The 18869-nt window shown below is 39.1% G+C and carries 19 protein-coding genes and 1 pseudogene; 11 read left to right on the top strand and 9 right to left on the bottom strand.

The window, feature by feature from the left end; all coding sequences use genetic code 11:
- Position 1: 1 nt before the first annotated feature.
- The 3 genes from MUB18_RS15250 to MUB18_RS15240 all read right to left on the bottom strand — a co-directional run bounded on the left by MUB18_RS15250 (position 2) and on the right by MUB18_RS15240 (position 4194).
- Positions 2 to 1279 (bottom strand): adenylosuccinate synthase, encoded by a 1278-nt coding sequence (locus MUB18_RS15250; RefSeq protein ID WP_248753694.1) that lies wholly within the window; start codon positions 1277 to 1279, stop codon positions 2 to 4.
- Positions 1280 to 1406: 127 nt separating this feature from the next.
- Entirely contained in the window at positions 1407 to 1895 is a 489-nt protein-coding gene (locus tag MUB18_RS15245) for a Fur family transcriptional regulator (protein ID WP_045754788.1), read from the bottom strand.
- Between the two features lie 82 nt (positions 1896 to 1977).
- Complete coding sequence (locus MUB18_RS15240) at positions 1978 to 4194, bottom strand: RelA/SpoT family protein (RefSeq protein ID WP_045754787.1); 2217 nt, start codon at positions 4192 to 4194, stop codon at positions 1978 to 1980.
- A gap of 150 nt (positions 4195 to 4344) precedes the next feature.
- Between MUB18_RS15240 and MUB18_RS15235 the strand changes: the two genes are divergently transcribed.
- The 5 genes and pseudogenes from MUB18_RS15235 (at position 4345) to MUB18_RS15215 (ending at position 7192) form a co-directional block, all read left to right on the top strand.
- Positions 4345 to 4983, top strand: coding sequence for a DUF4294 domain-containing protein (locus MUB18_RS15235; protein ID WP_045754786.1), 639 nt, complete (start codon positions 4345 to 4347; stop codon positions 4981 to 4983).
- A gap of 20 nt (positions 4984 to 5003) precedes the next feature.
- A pseudogene (locus MUB18_RS15230) lies at positions 5004 to 5497 on the top strand (glutathione peroxidase).
- A gap of 82 nt (positions 5498 to 5579) precedes the next feature.
- Entirely contained in the window at positions 5580 to 6305 is a 726-nt protein-coding gene (gene bshB1, locus MUB18_RS15225; protein ID WP_248755935.1) for a bacillithiol biosynthesis deacetylase BshB1, read from the top strand.
- A 72-nt stretch (positions 6306 to 6377) separates the two neighbouring features.
- Positions 6378 to 6758, top strand: coding sequence for a diacylglycerol kinase family protein (locus tag MUB18_RS15220; protein ID WP_248753693.1), 381 nt, complete (start codon positions 6378 to 6380; stop codon positions 6756 to 6758).
- The gene (locus tag MUB18_RS15215; RefSeq protein WP_045754783.1) at positions 6749 to 7192 is read left to right on the top strand and encodes a GNAT family N-acetyltransferase; all 444 of its coding nucleotides are present in this window, start codon (positions 6749 to 6751) and stop codon (positions 7190 to 7192) included. Before MUB18_RS15220 ends, MUB18_RS15215 begins: the two co-directional genes overlap by 10 nt.
- On the opposite strand, the gene MUB18_RS15210 is transcribed toward MUB18_RS15215, so the two are convergent.
- The 6 genes from MUB18_RS15210 to MUB18_RS15185 all read right to left on the bottom strand — a co-directional run bounded on the left by MUB18_RS15210 (position 7189) and on the right by MUB18_RS15185 (position 12298).
- Positions 7189 to 7500, bottom strand: coding sequence for a hypothetical protein (locus tag MUB18_RS15210; protein ID WP_248753692.1), 312 nt, complete (start codon positions 7498 to 7500; stop codon positions 7189 to 7191). The two genes, MUB18_RS15215 and MUB18_RS15210, sit on opposite strands and share 4 nt — an antisense overlap.
- 59 nt (positions 7501 to 7559) lie before the next feature.
- Positions 7560 to 8789, bottom strand: a complete 1230-nt coding sequence (locus tag MUB18_RS15205; RefSeq protein WP_045754781.1) for a PQQ-dependent sugar dehydrogenase — start codon at positions 8787 to 8789, stop codon at positions 7560 to 7562.
- Between the two features lie 73 nt (positions 8790 to 8862).
- Positions 8863 to 9672, bottom strand: a complete 810-nt coding sequence (locus tag MUB18_RS15200; protein ID WP_045754780.1) for a phosphate ABC transporter ATP-binding protein — start codon at positions 9670 to 9672, stop codon at positions 8863 to 8865.
- On the bottom strand, positions 9627 to 10481 hold the full coding sequence (locus tag MUB18_RS15195; protein WP_045754779.1) for a PstA family ABC transporter permease: 855 nt from the start codon (positions 10479 to 10481) through the stop codon (positions 9627 to 9629). Before MUB18_RS15195 ends, MUB18_RS15200 begins: the two co-directional genes overlap by 46 nt.
- Positions 10474 to 11370: a phosphate ABC transporter permease subunit PstC gene (pstC, locus tag MUB18_RS15190; RefSeq protein ID WP_248753691.1), complete on the bottom strand. Its 897-nt coding sequence runs from the start codon at positions 11368 to 11370 to the stop codon at positions 10474 to 10476. The genes MUB18_RS15195 and pstC overlap by 8 nt, the downstream gene beginning before the upstream one ends.
- A gap of 1 nt (position 11371) precedes the next feature.
- Positions 11372 to 12298 carry a PstS family phosphate ABC transporter substrate-binding protein gene (locus MUB18_RS15185; RefSeq protein WP_248753690.1) on the bottom strand — a complete coding sequence of 309 codons (927 nt, stop codon included), beginning with the start codon at positions 12296 to 12298 and terminating at the stop codon, positions 11372 to 11374.
- A 190-nt stretch (positions 12299 to 12488) separates the two neighbouring features.
- On the opposite strand from MUB18_RS15185, the gene MUB18_RS15180 reads away from it, so the two are divergent.
- The 6 genes from MUB18_RS15180 to MUB18_RS15155 are packed head-to-tail and all read left to right on the top strand — an operon-like array spanning position 12489 to position 18830.
- Entirely contained in the window at positions 12489 to 14591 is a 2103-nt protein-coding gene (locus tag MUB18_RS15180) for a HEPN domain-containing protein (protein ID WP_248753689.1), read from the top strand.
- A gap of 16 nt (positions 14592 to 14607) precedes the next feature.
- The gene (gene cobA / locus MUB18_RS15175) at positions 14608 to 15366 is read left to right on the top strand and encodes a uroporphyrinogen-III C-methyltransferase (RefSeq protein ID WP_045756116.1); all 759 of its coding nucleotides are present in this window, start codon (positions 14608 to 14610) and stop codon (positions 15364 to 15366) included.
- Positions 15367 to 15951 (top strand): bifunctional precorrin-2 dehydrogenase/sirohydrochlorin ferrochelatase, encoded by a 585-nt coding sequence (locus tag MUB18_RS15170; protein ID WP_248753688.1) that lies wholly within the window; start codon positions 15367 to 15369, stop codon positions 15949 to 15951.
- On the top strand, positions 15938 to 16639 hold the full coding sequence (locus tag MUB18_RS15165) for a phosphoadenylyl-sulfate reductase (RefSeq protein ID WP_248753687.1): 702 nt from the start codon (positions 15938 to 15940) through the stop codon (positions 16637 to 16639). The genes MUB18_RS15170 and MUB18_RS15165 overlap by 14 nt, the downstream gene beginning before the upstream one ends.
- A 10-nt stretch (positions 16640 to 16649) precedes the next feature.
- Positions 16650 to 17540 (top strand): sulfate adenylyltransferase subunit CysD, encoded by an 891-nt coding sequence (gene cysD / locus MUB18_RS15160; RefSeq protein ID WP_045756119.1) that lies wholly within the window; start codon positions 16650 to 16652, stop codon positions 17538 to 17540.
- Positions 17541 to 17585: 45 nt separating this feature from the next.
- On the top strand, positions 17586 to 18830 hold the full coding sequence (locus MUB18_RS15155; protein WP_045756120.1) for a sulfate adenylyltransferase subunit 1: 1245 nt from the start codon (positions 17586 to 17588) through the stop codon (positions 18828 to 18830).
- The last annotated feature ends 39 nt before the right edge of the window (positions 18831 to 18869 follow it).

Below are 18869 nucleotides of genomic sequence, written 5' to 3'. Positions count from 1 at the left end.
ACTATTTAGTCAATTTTAATGTTTGTTTACGATCTGGTCCTACTGATAAGAACGTGATAGGCACTTCTAATGCTTTCTCTAGATACGTAATGTAGTTTTGCAATGCTGTTGGGATTTCGCTCTCTTGCGTAATTCCTGTTAAATCTTGATTCCACCCATCGATTTCTTCTAAAATAGGCTCAGCCTCGTTTGTGATGATTTCGTATGGCATATAATCAATTACTTTGCCTTCATGTCTGTAGTGTGTACACACTTGGATTTTTTCAAATGTATCCAATACATCGGCTTTCATCATGATCAATTCGGTCACACCGTTTAACATGATAGCATATTTTAATGCAGGAATATCAATCCAACCTGTACGACGTGCACGACCTGTAGTGGCACCAAATTCATGTCCTAATTGACGTAAATTTTCACCTACTTGATCATGTAACTCTGTTGGGAATGGACCTCCACCTACACGTGTTGCATAAGCTTTGAAGATACCATATACTGCACCAATTTTATTTGGAGCGATACCTAGACCTGTACATGCACCTGCAGTAGTTGTGTTGGATGATGTTACAAATGGATATGATCCAAAATCAACATCTAACAAAGTACCTTGAGCGCCTTCAGCTAATACTTTTTTGCCATCCTTCAAGTATTGATTTACTAAATGCTCAGAATCAACATGTGGAATTGTTTTAATGAATTCGATCGCCGCTAAGAAAGCTTCTTCTTTTTCAGAAAAATCAGGGATTTCACCGTAATGTGCTAAAATAGAAAGGTGTTTTTCTCTCAGTTTCTCATAGCGTTCTTTGAAATCTGCTAATGTAGTATCACCCACACGTAGGCCATTACGACCTGTTTTATCCATATAGGTAGGACCGATACCTTTTAATGTCGAACCAATTTTGCCTTCACCCATTTTAGATTCTGAAGCAGCATCTAATAATTGGTGTGTAGGAAGGATTAAATGCGCTTTGCGAGCTAACACTAAATTTCCTTTTCCAACTGGATCAAATCCAGCAGTTTTCAAATTGTCTAGTTCTCTCTTTAAAATAATCGGGTCGATAACAACACCATTTCCGATTAGGTTAAGAATTCCTTCATTGAAGATACCCGAAGGGATCGTGTTTAAAACGAATTTTTTGTTATCAAACTCCAATGTGTGTCCGGCGTTAGGGCCGCCTTGGAAACGAGCAATTAAATCGTATTGTGGACAAAATACATCAACGATTTTACCTTTACCTTCGTCTCCCCATTGTAAGCCCAAAAGCACATCAACTTGCATAGCTTTTAAAGTATTGTGATTAAGAATTTATGTTAATTTTTTTGAATTATCTAAAAACAAAATGTTCAGAAAAATGAGCAAATCATTTTCTGAACAAATGTACTATTATATTTTACCAATCCTCAGATTAATTTGAAATAACCTCTTTTTTAGCTTTTGCAGCAGCAATACTTTGCTGACACTCATTGCAAATACCATAAAGATTGAGGGAGTGATGTTTAATATCAAATTTCAATAGATCGCCCATAAGACTCTGAATCTGGTTAATACGGGGGTCGCAAAACTCAACTACTTTATTGCACTCGATACAGATGACATGGTCATGTTGCTTAAATCCATAAGATTTTTCAAATTGTGCCATATTACGGCCAAATTGATGTTTGGTCACCAAATCACAGGAAACTAATAATTCTAATGTGTTGTAAACAGTAGCACGGCTAACTCGATATTTTTTATTCTTCATGTGGATGTACAATGACTCAACGTCAAAGTGGTCCGTGCGGGAATAAATTTCTTCTAAAATAGCATATCGCTCTGGAGTTTTTCTTAGATTTTTATTCTCTAAGTAGGCTTCAAAGATCTTTTTTACTGTTGCGTAATTTTCAGCTGAGTTCATATTAATCAATAAGATTCTTTACAAATTTACCAATTTTGATTCAATTATCGTAAGATAAAAAAAATGTGATATTAAACTGATGTTAACTTTCAGATTCATAACGCGAAACAGTTGTGATGCCCTGTACTTGTTTAAGGGTTTTCATTAAGCTCTCCAATTGTGCGATATCATTGACAAACACCATAATGTTACCCTCAAAGATGCCTTCGTTGCTCGTGATACTGAGTGAACGTATATTGACGTTGAACTCTTGTGAAATCACCGTGGTCAGTTTATTGACCAAGCCGACATCGTCGATCCCTACTATACGCAATCCGGTTAAGAAGGAAACATCATTTTTGGAGGTCCATCTGGCCTTCATAATCCGATAACCATAATTTGCCATCAATTTAGATGCATTTGGACAGCTTGTGCGGTGTATTTTGATACCGTCATTGACGGTTAAAAATCCAAATACATCGTCTCCGGGTATGGGATTGCAACAAGGAGCTAGTGTATAGTCTATCTGTTGCAGGTCGTCACCAATTAATAGGGTATCTTGGTCTTTTTTGTTAAATTTTTCGACCAGTCCACCAATATGGTTGTTGAATTGTGTGTTTTGTGTACTTAAGGTTGCATCGTTGTTTTTTTCATGTGCAACAAATTCTCGTAACTGTTTGATATCGACCAATCCTTTGGCTACATTATAAAACAGATCTTGAGAGCTGGAGAATTTTAGAAAGTTAGCGATCTTATTAATATTGTCCGTATTGTACGTAATTTTTAATGTTTTCAGCTTGCGTTCTAAAATTTCTTTTCCATCTTCGGCTACGCGACGTCTTTCTTCTTTTAAAGAAGAGCGGATCTTTGATTTTGCTTTGGCTGTAACGACAAAATTTAACCAATCTTCTTTTGGTGTCTGCTTGGTCGAAGTGATGATCTCTACTTGATCGCCATTTTGCAGCACGTGGCTGAGTGGTACCAATTTATGGTTGACTTTTGCTCCAATACAGGTGGCTCCGATATCGGAATGGATCTCAAATGCAAAATCTAAAGCTGTGGCCTCATGGGGAAGCTGAATTAAAGCTCCTTTTGGGGTGAAAATAAAGATCTCATCTGAGAATAAATTCATCTTGAAGTCATCGACAAAATCCAAGGCATTTTGCTCAGGATTGCTTAAGACATCTCTGATTTTTTTAATCCATTGGTCTAGTCCGCTATCGGAATTTGACTCTTTGTATTTCCAGTGTGCTGCAAAACCTTTTTCCGCAATTTCATTCATACGGCTGGTTCTGATCTGTACTTCAACCCATTGCCCTCTTGGTCCCATGACCGTTGTATGCAACGATTCGTATCCATTTCCTTTTGGAGAGGATACCCAGTCTCTTAAACGATCAGGATTTGGACGATAGAGGTCAGTAACGATAGAATAGACTTTCCAACATTCCGTTTTTTCGCGCTCATCATCTGTATCGATGACAATTCGAATAGCAAATAGATCATAAACCTCTTCAAAAGGAATAGATTTTTTACGCATTTTGCTCCAAATGGAATGGATGGATTTTGGTCTACCAAAGATCTGTGCCGAGATGCCTTGTTCGCGTAATATTTCTTGTACCGGCTCGATAAAGTCTGCAATGAATTTTTCCCTTTCGGCCTTTTTCTCATTGAGCTTGCGTGCGATAAACTTATAAGTATCCGGATCGGTAAATTTCATGGAGAGATCTTCGAGCTCGGACTTAATGGCATACAAACCCAAGCGATGGGCGAGTGGTGCATATAAATAGCTGGTCTCGGAAGCGATTTTGAGCTGCTTGTCGCGAGCCATAAACTCCATGGTGCGCATATTGTGGAGGCGATCGGCAAGTTTGATCAAGATCACGCGGACGTCATCGGCCAATGTCAACAACATCTTACGGAAATTTTCCGCTTGCATGGAGCTATTGGGATCAAAAATTCCTGAAATTTTTGTCAATCCATCAATGATACGACGTACTTTTTTACCAAACATCTGCTCGATTTCATCAAGGGTAATGTTGGTGTCTTCAACTACATCGTGTAATAGGGCACATACAATCGAGGTAGTCCCTAAGCCAATTTCTTCTGCAGCGATTTGCGCTACAGCTATTGGATGGAAAATATAAGGCTCGCCAGATTTTCGACGCATTTCTTTGTGGCTATCCAGAGCAAGATCAAAAGCTTTTCTGATCATCTGCTTGTCGCCTCGTTGCATCGTTGGTTTACATGCGCGTAGTAATGCTCTGTATCTTTTACGTATTTCTTTATTTTCTGCTTCTATATCAATCACATAATCTTTCATAAACTTGCAGTTGCATTATGATTTTAAAAATACATTTCTTAAATTAGTTAATGTTAATTTAATGGAATAAGTAGTAAACCAAATTTATTTTTATTAAATGTAATAATTTTTTAATACTATTGACAAAAAAAGGACAATTTTTAAATTGTAATGATCAAAATAAACTTACGCTGGATGCTTTTTTTGCTTTTCTTCGTTCCTCTTTTAGGGATGGCTCAAGCATTGACAGTACCTCGTTACGGGGAGGGGGAACAGGAAGTGCTGGAAGAATACAATATGACCACTTTGGAGACTGGTGAGCGACTGCCTTGGTTTTTAATTCCTGAAGTAAAAATCTCCAAACCGCGTATCTGGACTTCGGAGGATGCTAAGAAAGAATATTTGAGATTAAGAAGAAATGTCTTAAGAGTGTTACCGTATGCGATATTTGCTCAAAAAAGATACGATCAATTGGATCGTGAGCTGGCTTTGGAGACCGATAAAAAACAACAAAAGAAACTAATAGAAAATTGTGAAAATGAGGTGAAAGCCATGTTTAATAAAGAAATTAAAAACATGAGTATCACACAGGGGAAAATCTTAATTAAACTTATTGATAGACAGACTGGGCACTCGAGTTATGAAATGGTGAAACAGATGAAAGGCGGACTGACGGCATTTTTATATCAGGGAGTGGCTAAAATATTTGGACATAACCTCAAAAGTACGTATGATCCTAGAGAGGATTTTGAAATTGAAAATATCATCAGAGAATTTCAAAAAACGAGAAGGGATCCACGCTATTTTTAAAAAATAACAATAAATAATTTATGAAGACAGTTTATGATTTTAGAGCCTTACAGTTTAATGGTCAAGAAAAATCATTAGCTGATTACAAAGGAAAAGTGTTGCTGATCGTCAATACCGCGAGCCAGTGTGTTTTTACACGACAATTCAAATCTTTAGAAAAACTATACCAGACCTATAAAAACCAAGGCTTTGAGATATTGGGTTTTCCTTCCAATAATTTTGGAAAACAGGAACCATTGACCGGCTATACGCTGGAAACATTTTGTCGAATCAATCAACAAGTGAGTTTCCCGATCTTTAAACGCTCACATGTGGCTGGAGAATATGCATCACCCTTATACCGACATCTTTCTCATAGAGAAGAGAATGGCCGTATTGACAGTAAGCCTGTTTGGAATTTTCACAAATACCTCATCAATAAAAAGGAGAAGTCGTTGATTACTTCTATCCCATTACTTCACCGATGGCTGCTAAAGTGAAAAAGCGTGTCGAACAATTACTGATGGAAGAGTAAGATCAAAAGAGTAGAAAGAACAAAATGTTTAGTACTTTTGCCTACATTTAGTTGGTTAAACATTTAAAAATATACTCCCATGATAAAACTGGATTTATTAGTAATTGCTGTGCATCCTGATGACGCGGAATTGGGCGCAGGAGGAACGATAGCAAAATATGTAGCTGAGGGCAAAAAAGTAGGTGTCGTAGATTTAACTAGGGGTGAACTGGGTACGCGTGGCACGGCTGAAACAAGGGACCGGGAGGCAAATGATGCCGCCTCAATCTTGGGATTGACGGTAAGGGATAATTTAGCACTGCGCGATGGCTTTTTTAATAATAGTGAAGAGGATAAATTAGCGGTAATCCGTGCTATCCGTCAATATCAACCTGAAATTATCATTACCAATGCCATCACTGATCGCCATCCCGATCACGGAAGAGCAGGGCATATGGTTTCTGAAGCTTGTTTTTTATCGGGATTGCGCAAGATCGAAACTTCCTATGATGGTGTGCTACAGGAGGCGCATCGTCCTCGACTCGTACTGCAGATGATCCAGGATTATTATATTAAACCGGATATCGTGATGGATATTACCGATTTTTACGCTGTTAAAGAAAAATCAATTTTGGCGTATAAGACGCAGTTTTATACTGGTGAGGAGAGTGGTTCGGATGAACCTCAGACTTACATTTCAAATCCTGATTTTATGGAATCGACCGCAGCTCGTGCTCGAGAATTTGGGAGATCGATACAGGTTAAATATGCGGAAGGATTTACGGTGAAAAAAATATTAGGTGTAGATGATATATTTCATCTGATTTAATTTAAAATAATCAAATAAAAGCCGTTTCTTTATCATACTAAGAAACGGCTTTTGCTTTTACGGCATTTTTACATGAAAAATCAAAAATTCTCGCTACAAGATCGAATAAAAAGTTTTACTTATGCTTTTAATGGGTTTAAAATCTTATTGATTGAAGAACATAATGCGCGTATTCATCTTGCTGCGACCGTGGTAACGGTGATCGCAGGTTTCTATTTTGATATTTCTGCAGTCGAATGGATGTTTATTTTACTGTGCATTGGTGCTGTTTTTGCACTGGAAATAGTCAATTCGGCCATTGAGAATTTGGCAGACTTGGTGTGTCAAGAAAATAATGAATTTGTTAAAAAAACAAAAGATCTGGCAGCTGCAGCGGTATTGACCGCGGCGTTTGTCTCTGTTATAATAGCGCTTGTCATTTTTATTCCTAAAATCACGATGTTATGGTTGTAATTAGAGCTTACGAGGTAAGAGATCGGGAGATCGTATTGAGTGTCATGCAAGAAAATATTCCAGCTTATTTTGCTCAAGATGAAATGGAGGATTTGAAGTACTACCTCGATTTTGAAATCGAGCAATACTTTGTGCTGGAAGCGGAGGGTAAAATAGTGGCCTGTGGTGGTATCAACCTCGAACTGGAAGAAAGAAGGGGTGTAATCAGCTGGGATATTGTCCTGCCTAGTGAACAAGGTAAAGGCTACGGAAGAAAATTATTGGAACACCGGATTGCAATTTTAAAAAGTATGCCGGATATCGATCGGATTACGGTCCGTACTTCGCAGCTGACGTATTTGTTTTATCAAAAAAATGGTTTTATTTTAAACCAGATTGTAAAGGACTATTGGGCGAAAGATTTTGATCTTTATAGTATGGAATTGAGTTCTTAATCCATCAGATTAAAAACAAAAGATACTAATATAAAGATGGGAAGGATCAAGGCAGCGATCACATTGAACTTGAATTTTGCGATTTCATGCTTACGATATAAGAAAAAAGATTCTGCAAGTAGGTAGATCATCCAAACTAGATAATTTATACCCATAAAAAATAGGATAGCACCAATATCGCCGGTCCCGCAACGGCGAGCGGGATCGAGTTGTGCCATCGCAATGGGAATAGCTATGAACAACAATATAATTAGTGCTAAAATCCGAAAAACAACGTGTCTGATCATACTATCTCTTTTGTTATTCATACCGCTATATAAAAAAAGGTAACCCCATCGGTTACCTTTTTGCATTTATTTCGAAAAGATTAGTTCTTTTTATCGATTTTATAGAGTCTTCCTAAATCGGTGATCGCATATAGTGCGCCATCTTTGCCTTGCGTGATATCTCTAAAACGCTGTCCTTCTTTAGCCAATAATCGCTCTTCGCCAACGACTTTATTGTCTTTGATGACCAATCGCGCAATATGTGTACTGCTTAGACCGCTGATAAATAGGTTGTTTTTCCACTCCGGAATACGATCTCCGGTATAGAATGTTATACCGCTTGGCGATAAGACAGGATCCCAATAGTAAACGGGCTGTTCTAATCCTTCTTTTTGCTGAATGGCATCACCTACTTTTTCGCCACTGTACTCTAATCCATAAGTAATGGTCGGCCATCCGTAGTTTTTACCAGCTTCAATACGGTTCAATTCATCTCCGCCACGTGGACCAAATTCAGTTTCCCACAGATCACCAGTTTCTGGATGTAGTGCCAGACCTTGTACATTTCTATGACCGTAACTGTATATTTCTGGCCTTACATCAGCTTGTCCTGCAAATGGGTTGCCCGATGCAGGCGCACCATCTGTCGTGATTCTGACAATCTTACCTAATCCTGATTTGAGATCTTGTGCTTGTGGTCTGGTTGCTAGATCTGAACGTTCGCCGGTACTCACGATTAAATTGCCGGACTTGTCAAATAAGATCCGTCCACCGTAATGTAACTTGCCTTTGTATTTGGGAGTAGCTCGATAAATAACGGCTACATTTTCTATTGTTTTATCATCGGCAGATAATTTTCCTTTGCCTACTGCTGTCAAGTTGCCCTCTGCACTTGGCTCTGCAAAAACAAAGTAAATCATGCGATTGGTTTCAAAATTTGGATCGATTGTCAATCCTAACAATCCACCTTGCCCATCCGAATCTACTTTTGGCAGTCCTGTTATCGGCTCTGAAACTTTGCCATCGGTAGTAGCAATTCTAAATGTACCTTCTTTTTCTGTGATCAGTAACCGTCCATCTGGTAGCGCTGCTATGCCCCAAGGAGATTTTAAGGTGGTATTCAATACGACTCCTTCAAATGCCGTGTTGGTCTTTACGCCATTGATACGTGTTTGACCCGCAAAAGCAGGTTTGTATTTTGTATTGGCTTCATTTTTTTCAACAGCTGGATAGATGCTATCTACTGTATTGGTTTCTGCCCCCGTAGTCCCGTTTGAACACGAGTACAAGGCAAAAGAACTAATCAGTACGGTGGCTAATTTACTTTTCATAGACAAGTTGAATTGTTTCATATCATATAAAAATATAAATAATTTATTAAAAAATACGCACGTCAGCTCATTATCATGAAATAAATCCTTTGACGTATTGTCGGGTGATCTCATGTTTAGGATTTAAGAGTACTTCTTCTGTTTTTCCAAACTCAAGGATCTCTCCACCATATACAAAAATAATATAATCGGATACACGGCGTGCTTGTCTCAGGATGTGGGTAACCAGTACAATGGTATAATCTTTCTTGAGTTCAATCAAAAGATTTTCAATGGTCTGCGTGGAGATCGGATCGAGTGCAGATGTCGATTCGTCTCCTAAGATAATCTCTGGTTTGACCGCTAGTCCTCGAGCTAAGCATAGGCGTTGCTGTTGACCAATAGAAAGCCTCGTGGCGGATTGGTCCAATCGATCTTTGACCTCTTCCCAAAGGCCTACATTCTTCAGCTGTGTCTCTACGATTGCGTTTAATTCCTTTTTGTTTCGTGTACCATGGATGCGTGGCCCATAAGCGATATTATCATAGATCGACATCGGTAGTGGAAAAGGTTTTTGAGAAAGCAGTCCCATTTTTTTTCGGATATGGGTCACTTCGGCATTTGGTGCATAAATATCTTCACCATTGACAAAGACTGATCCGGATACCTGCACACCTTTAGTATCATCGATCAGGCGGTTCAGTGTTTTTAATAATGTTGTCTTTCCACAGCCTGATGGACCAATGATCGAGGTGATACTATTATTGGGTAGTGACAAATTGATGTTTTTTAAAATATGGTGCCCATCAATATGAATATTCAGATCTTGTATTTGAATATGCGGCTGAATAGCAGGGTTTACAACTTGTGTTTGTTCTGTTTCGATGATAGGATGTGAGTGCATATAACAATAATTAGAATGATAAAAGTTAAAATAAGTGCAGATGCGTAGGCACGACCTTGGACTTCAGGAATAGGACTGCTTAACTGGAAAAAAATAGCCAGCGGTAGAGTTGCTGCTGGTTCGTCAATATACCGTGGGAGATTGTCACTGAATCCCGTGGTCAACAACACGCCAGCGACATCACCAATAGAACGTCCAAATGCCAATAATATAGCGGTGAAAATACCTGGTTTAATATGTAAAATAAAGACCTTTGCTACTTCCCAGTTGGTGGCACCTAAGGACAAAGTCACATGCTTCAAATCGTTGGGGACTGTTCGGATCAATTCATCGACTGTACGGACCACGATCGGTATAGTTAGTAATGTAATGGTGATAATACCCCCAAGTAAGGATGCACGGATACCAAAATAGACCATAATAGTAAATCCTACAGCACCATATACGATGGAAGGGATACCGTAAAGAATATCGAACATCAATTTTGAATATTGCGCTAATCTGGAAGAGGTTTTGATGTATATATTTAAAAATAAAGCGATCGGAACTCCAATGATAGTCGCTAACAGGGTCGCGACCCCAGCGAGATAGAGCGAACCGAGAATAGCATTTAATATTCCTCCTTCTTTACCCATATAAAATCCTCCTTGAGGCAGTTGGCTGACCATCTCCCAAGATAGATATGGTAAACCCTTGTAGAGTATTGTACCGATAATAAAAAAAAGTGAACCTGTGACCAGCATACCTGATAGCCGCATAAAGCCTTTCGCAATCTTTTCTTTAAAAAGTCTTTTTTTTAGATTATCCATTGTGTTTGCCCTCCAATCTGTTTAATATGATACGTGAAATTAAGTTGAATCCGAAAATAATCACAAATAGGAGTAAAGCGGAAAACATCAGTGCTGAATCGTAAAGGGGAATAGACATCATCTCGCCAAAGTTATTGGCAATTAGTGCTGGAATCGGATATCCTGCGTCAAAGATGGATGTTGGTATCTTGGGCACATTGCCACAGACCATCAAGACGGCTATTGTTTCTCCAAATGCTCGGGAGATGGCGAGAACAATCGCGGCAATAATACCCGGTTTTGCTCGGCGTAAGATCACCTTTTGGGCAGTTTCCCATTTGGTCGCTCCTAAAGATAGAGAAGCGGCTTTGAGTTCCGCAGGTATTGTTTTGAGTACTTCGACCATAATACTGATCATGATCGGAAAGATCATAACCGATAATACGATGCCGCCGGCTAAAATCGTATATCCTGAAGTAGAGACACCAAATATAGGAGCTATGTAGGATTGTATTGCTGGTACAATAAACAGTACGCCCCATACCCCATATAGTACGGGAGGAATTGCAGCCAAGACGTTGATCAGAGGTAACACGATATTTTTTAATGTATCGGAAGCATATTCCGTCAAATAAATTGAACTGAGGATACAAAGTGGGCAAGAGATGAGCAGGGCGACAAGTGTGACACTTAATGTACCCATAATGAAAGGGAGAAATCCAAAACTTCCTTTCATGGGCGCCCAGATATGATTCGTCAGAAGATCCCAAATATTGAAGGTTTCAAATAAAGGGATCGACTTGAAAGTCAAGCCAATACCAATAATGATCACAACCGAAAGGGAGATAAGCAACAAAACAAAGCTTGACTGCTTTGCAATAGCATTTTTTATTAATCTTGTTCGCAACATATTATAACTTTTTCAATTCTTCGTTCATAAATGTTTCTGTTAGCGGCACATAGCCATTCTCCAGTAAATAGCTCTGCGATTTTTTCTTTAAGACGAAAGAGATGAATTCTTTAAGCAGTAAATTGTCGGGCTTGCCTTTTGTGATAAAAGACAGGTCTCTGGATGGCGGGCTTGGATATCTATTATTACTCACGGCATCTGTCAGTTCATCAATCGTATTATAGAAACTTTCCTGTTCATTGATGCTGCCATCGCCATTGAGATCTATGGGCAGTACATCAATCTTATCCATTACTTTTTTTGTCTTTAAATCATAGACATAATTGATATTATTGAAACCGATGGCATTTTGATCATCTTTGACCGCTTGTGCAATGCCGGGATCACCAAATATGCCGACTCCTTTTAAATCTTCTTGTTTACTTTTAAAAAAATTGGCCCATGTTTCAGCTGCTCCAGCAGCATCTGCACGTGTATACACCGTTACAGGATCTGTTGTAAAACGTTTATCAATGTCATTCCACGTTTTATACTTATTGTAAATAAAGATATTTTTTAGTTCTGCATTGGTCAATCCGCGTTCCTTCAGTAGACGGTAGTTTGGATTGTCGGCATTGATGGTACAGATAACGGCATCTTTTGCAACATGAATGGGATATGCACCATTTTTCATTTCTTCGGGATGAAGATCGCGAGAAATCAGTCCAATATCGACCATTCCAGTCAGCGCATCGGCAATTCCTTTTCCGGCTCCACCGGCAGAAATATTAAAGCGAACAAGTGGATGTTCCTTTTTAAATTCTTCACTCCATAAAACAACTAAAGGATAGAGGGCAAATGCTCCAGACAAAGAAATATTTCCTTCGAAACCTCGTTCCTTAGTGTATCCGTTTTCAATTTTTGGAGCGCATGCATTATTATTAAGCAACAACAATAAGCTTATTACAAGTAAATTACAGTTGTTTTTTATCATTTTATGTATATCTATAGGATTGGTCTACAATAATATTTTTGACAAATATATATTAATTTAATAGATTTTATAGATTATATCGTTTTTTTTTCTACTTTTGAACCAATAGAAGAGAATACAGACCAAATAAATACAATTTCAGCATATGCAAAGTTTCCGTACAGAGCTTGAAAACCCTGTGGTTGAGCAAGAGATTATAGATTTAGAAAAGAAAATTAGACTTTTTCAAGAGGGGAAGATTACGGATGAAAAATTTCGTTCTTTACGCCTAGCAAGAGGGGTTTACGGACAACGTCAGCCCGGAGTGCAAATGGTGCGTATTAAATTGCCTTTTGGAAAAGCAACTTTCAAACAAGTCATCAAAATATCGGACGTTTCTGATGAATATGCGATTCGTAATTTGCATATCACGACAAGACAGGATATTCAGATTCACTTTGTTAGTCTAGATCGTACACCAGAATTATGGGCTCAATTGGCTGAGGATGATATTACTTTACGTGAAGCATGTGGCAACACGGTGCGTAATGTAACAGCATCTCCTACAGCCGGTATAGATCCAAAAGAACCTTTTGATGTTTCTCCTTACGCACAGGCTGTTTTTGAATTTTGTTTAAGAAACCCGATCTGTGCGGAAATGGGCCGTAAATTTAAAATGTCATTTTCGTCGTCAGATGATGATACTGCTTTTTCTTATATCCATGATCTGGGCTTTATTCCTAAAGTAAAGATCGTTGATGGACAGGAGGAACGCGGTTTTAAAGTTCTATTAGGTGGTGGACTGGGATCTCAACCTTTTCTAGCACATCTGGTACATGAATTTTTACATGAAGATCAGTTGATTCCTTTTGTGGAGTCTTCTTTACGTGTCTTTGACCGCTATGGTGAACGTAATAATCGAAATAAAGCACGTTTTAAATACTTGATCCAAAAATTGGGTATTGATGAAGTATTGCGACTGATCGCGGAAGAGCGTGTTGCAAATGCTGTTAAATCTTTTCCGATTGACCGAGATACCATTAGTCAACCGACTCCGCCAGATACAAGTGCTATTGCGCATCTATCATTGGATGAAGACGCTGAATATCTGATCTGGAAGTCGACAAATACGTTTGAACAAAAGCAGAAAGGCTATTATGGGGTATTTGTTAAGATATCTACAGGTGATCTTCCTACGGAAAAAGCGCGAGCGCTAGTCGCAGGACTAGATGGTCTAGTAGCCGATGAGATTCGTTTCACACAAAATCAAGGATTACTCTTAAAATATGCTACTGAGCGATCTCTGCCTCATATCTATCAGCAGTTGAAGAAACTGGAATTGGCTTCTGCGGGATTTCAGAGCACATCGGATGTGACGACTTGTCCAGGTACGGATACTTGTAATTTGGGTATCTCCAATAGTACAGAGATGGCTCGGGTGATCGAAACGTATATCCGTGAGTTTTATGCCGACTTTGTCTATAATAAGGAACTAAAGATAAAAATATCGGGTTGTATGAATTCTTGTGGTCAACATGGTTTGGCCCATCTGGGATTTCATGGTAGCTCTGTCAAAGCGAATGGGAAAGTTGTTCCTGCAGCACAAGTGATGATCGGTGGTGGTACTGTTGGCGATGGCGTGGGCCGTGTGGCTGAAAGAATCATTAAAGTGCCGACGAAAAGAGTGTTACATGTGGTAGATTTGGTCTTATCGGATTATAAAAAGAATGTACAGGAAGGTGAAAACTTCCATGCTTATTATGACCGTCAGTCAAAAAATTACTTTTATACCTTATTGAAGCCATTGGCAGACTTGACGACATTGTCGGATGATGAATATATTGATTGGGGACATCAAGAGACTTTTGAAACAGCAATTGGCGTAGGTGAATGTGCGGGTGTGGTGATTGATCTGGTCGCTACCTTGATCTATGAAGCCGAAGAAAAGAAAGGCTGGGCGATTTCTGCTTTTGAAGAAAGGAAATATGCGGATTCGATATACCATGCCTATAGTACGTTTGTCGGTTGTGCCAAAGCTTTATTATTGGATAAAGGTGTAAATGTGAGTTCACAGCATGCTGTGATCCAGGAATTTCAAACCCAATTTGTGGAGCAGCAGTTGTTTAGTTTGGAAACGACATTTCCAGAATTGGTTTTACAAATTAATAAGAATGAACCTACACCCGAGTTTGCTGAAAATTATCTTGCGAGCTTGAATATTTTCTTTAATGCAGTGTATGCGTATAGAAATAGTGTGAAGGTCAATTAATGAGGAGGATAGAAGAATGAATATTAAACCCAAAGTAACCTTGGTCGGAGCTGGTCCTGGAGATCCTGAATTGATCAGTTTAAAAGGTATAAAGGCAATCAAATCTGCCGATGTGATTTTATATGATGCCTTAGTTGATGAAAGTCTATTGGATTTTGCTAGTGAAAATTGCACAAAAATATATGTAGGAAAACGGGCGGAACAGCTCTCTACTTCACAAGACCAGATCAATCAGCTATTGGTTGATTATGCATGCACACATGGTCATGTGGTGCGTCTGAAAGGTGGCGATCCATTTGTCTTTGGCCGTGGTGGTGAAGAGCTGGATTTTGTGAGCCAATTTGACATTGAAACAGCTGTTGTCCCAGGTATCTCTTCGAGCATCGGGCTTACTGGTTTGCAAAAAATTCCGTTGACTTTCCGCGGCATAAGTGAAAGTTTTTGGGTGATCACGGGGTCTACGACTGCTGGTAAACTGTCTGAAGATCTATATGCTGCTGTTAAAACCAATGCTACAGTTGTAGTTTTGATGGGTTTTGGAAAGCTGACGGAGATCGTGGAATTGTATAGAAAGCATGGCAAAGAAAATCTTCCCATTGCGTTGATCCAAAATGGCTCTACGCCAGATGAGAAAATTATAATGGGCACTATTAATGATATTTTGGATGAAACGCAAGAAAAACGTATTGGTGTTCCTGCAATAATTGTATTGGGAGAAGTGGTTTCGAAACATCCCAATTTCAAAAATATCGTAGAAAAATATGCAACAGCTTAAATGAATACGCTATTTCCAATTTTTATCAAGCCAGATCAAATTCAGATCCTATTAGTAGGTGGTGGACCGATTGGTTTAGAAAAATTTCAAGCGATCATTCAAAATAATGATCAAGCACAGATCACCGTGATCGCTACTGAAATATGCTGCGAGTTTAAGATTATATTAATGCAATATGCGCATATAAAATTTGAAGAGCGTGATTTTGTGGAGTCTGATCTAGATCATAAGCATCTGGTGATGTTAGCGACAAATAACCATGAACTCAATGATCAGATCAGAGCGTTAGCCAGTGCTCGCTTTATTTTGCTGAATGCAGCTGATAAGCCTGAGTTATGTGATTTTTATCTGGGATCTATTGTAAAAAAAGGAAATTTAAAAATTGCGATTTCGACAAATGGGAAATCGCCAACTATAGCAAAACGGGTGAAGGAACTGTTGCAGAATATGCTTCCTGAAGAAATTGATGATACGTTGGAGTTGATGAGTCAACTGCGGGATCAATTGAAGGGAGATTTTCAAGCGAAAGTAAATGCACTTAATGAACATACTAAATCATTGATTGAGCGAGATGGAGATCAGTAACATTAAAGAACTTTTATCAGGTAAGCAGGGAGTCGAATTGCTTGAGGCTATTGCTGAGCACTATCCTAATCAGGTGGTGTTTTCGACATCTTTTGGTATCGAAGACCAGATCATCACCGATTGGATCGGAAAAAGCAAAGTGAATATTGCAGTTTTCACCTTGGATACTGGACGATTGTTTAAGGAGACGTATTCGCTATGGAGCAGAACGGTAGAACGATATGCATTGAAGATCGATACGTACTACCCGAATACAGAGCAAATCCAAGAATTTGTTTCGCAAAAGGGTCCAAATGCTTTTTATGAATCTGTTGAAAATAGAAAGACCTGCTGTTATATTCGTAAAATAGAACCGCTGCAAAGGGCATTGCGCGGAGCTAAAATCTGGATCACTGGGATTCGCGCTGAACAGTCTGCTAATCGTCATGATATGGACTATATTGAGTATGATCAGGTGAATGACATTATTAAAATTCATCCCTTGTTTGACTGGACTTTTGATATGGTGAATGATTATATTAAAGGGGAGCGTATCCCTTATAACGTGCTGCATGATAAAGGCTTCCCGAGCATAGGATGCGCACCCTGCACCCGTGCGGTACAAGAAGGTGAAGATTTTCGTGCCGGCCGCTGGTGGTGGGAAGATCAGAGTAAAAAGGAGTGTGGATTACATGTGACAACAAAATAAAAAATATTAAATGGATTATTTAGATCAACTAGAAGCAGAATCAATCTATATATTACGTGAAGTGGCTGGACAGTTTGAAAATCCTGCCCTCTTATTTTCAGGGGGAAAAGATTCGATTACGTTGGTTCATTTGGCATTAAAGGCATTTAGACCAGGTAAATTTCCTTTTCCTTTGGTACATATAGATACTGGGCATAATTTCCCTGAAACAATCGCTTACCGCGATTGGTTGATCGAGCAGATCGGTGAAAAACTGATTGTAGGTCATGTACAGGATAGTATCGATGCCGGTAAAGTGATAGAACAAAAGGGTAAAAATGCAAGTAGAAATGCATTGCAAACGGTGACGCTGTTGGATACCATAGCGGAAAATGGTTTTGATGCTTGTATCGGTGGTGCTCGTCGTGATGAGGAAAAAGCGAGGGCAAAAGAACGCGTGTTTTCTGTGCGTGATGAATTTGGACAATGGGATCCGAAGCGCCAACGTCCTGAACTATGGAATATATTTAACGGAAAAATCAATAAAGGAGAGAATGTCCGTGTATTTCCCATATCAAACTGGACAGAACTGGACGTTTGGAATTATATCAAACGGGAAAATATTCAGCTACCGAGTATATACTTTAGCCATGAGCGTGAAGTGATCACGCGTAATGGTCAGTTGATGGCTGCTGCTCCTTTCTTAAATATTGATGAGGAGGACGTGATCGAAACGAAATCGGTACGATTTAGAACTGTAGGTGACATGACTTGTACAGCAGCTGTGGATTCTGTAGCGACTGCACTAGACGATATCATTGCCGAAATCAAAGCTTCCACGGTTAGTGAACGCGGAGCAAGGATGGATGATAAGGTGTCGGAAGCGGCAATGGAAGATCGTAAAAAACAAGGGTACTTCTAAAGGGAAATTCACCAGATTTGAAGATTAAAAATTATAATCTAAAACATGAAAATTTTAAAATTTATAACGGCTGGTTCTGTTGATGATGGCAAAAGTACATTGATCGGCCGTTTACTATATGATACGGATTCGATATTAGACGATCAACTGGAAGCGATCAAAAAGGCCAACCGTAAAAATAACGATGGTACAGTTGATTTGGCAATTTTAACGGATGGACTAAAGGCGGAGCGGGAGCAAGGGATTACCATTGATGTTGCTTATAAATATTTTCAAACGGAAAATCGTAAGTTTATCATCGCTGATGCGCCAGGACACATACAATACACACGCAATATGATCACTGGGGCTTCCAACTCCGATCTTATCATTATATTAGTGGATGCACGCAAAGGTGTGATCGAACAAACAAAGCGTCATTCTTTCTTAGCTAAATTATTGGCTTTGAAGAAAGTACTGGTTTGTATCAATAAAATGGATATGGTGGACTACAGTGAGGAGGTATTTGAAACCATCAAGGCAGATTACCAAGTGCTGGCAGAACGATTAGAATTGAAGGACGTTGATTTTATGCCTGTTTCGGCATTGAAAGGTGATAATATCGTGAATTCTTCACTTCATTTTGATTGGTATAAGGGACCTTCGTTGCTTTCTTATTTGGAAACTGTTGAATTTGATGAGGTGGACAACCAAGCATGGCGCTTGCCTGTACAATGGGTTGTAAGGCCGCAGACGGATGAACTACATGACTATCGTGGATATGCTGGACGTGTGGTGGGAAATGGCTTGAAAGTTGGTGATGATGTCGTTATTTTACCTTCTTCGGTCAAAAGTAAAATTAAAAGAATTGAACTAGCAGGACTGGATTTGGATCAGGCGGAAGATGGACAATCTGTGATCGTTCATCTGACCGATCATGTTGATATCAGCCGGGGTGATACCATCGTAACCGCTCGTGATGCAGGTCTAGTGGAACGAAATATCGAGGCGAATATCTGTTGGTTTGATAATAAGGCTCTGGATACGAATCAGATCTATCTTTTTCAAAATTTTGGTCGAACAACGAAAGTTAAAATTAACGAAATCATTCATAAGGTCGACATCAACAATCAGGAGTATAAGTATGGTGAACAGATCGCGCTCAATGATATCGGTCGTGTTCAGATCAAGGCTGCTGAAGATCTTTCATTTGATCTTTATCAAGATCATCAGGCCACGGGACGGGGAATCATCATTGATCCGCGTACCAATCTAACGGTTGCGGCTGTTATGATCGAAAGTGTTGCCTAGTTATTAGTTTATAAAAAGAGGGTTGGCTTTTGTTTAAGC

Source organism: Sphingobacterium sp. PCS056 (genome assembly GCF_023273895.1).
GTDB lineage: Bacteria > Bacteroidota > Bacteroidia > Sphingobacteriales > Sphingobacteriaceae > Sphingobacterium.
The sequence above is the reverse complement of the archived record's forward strand: the minus strand, read 5'-3'. Positions and strand labels throughout refer to the sequence as shown.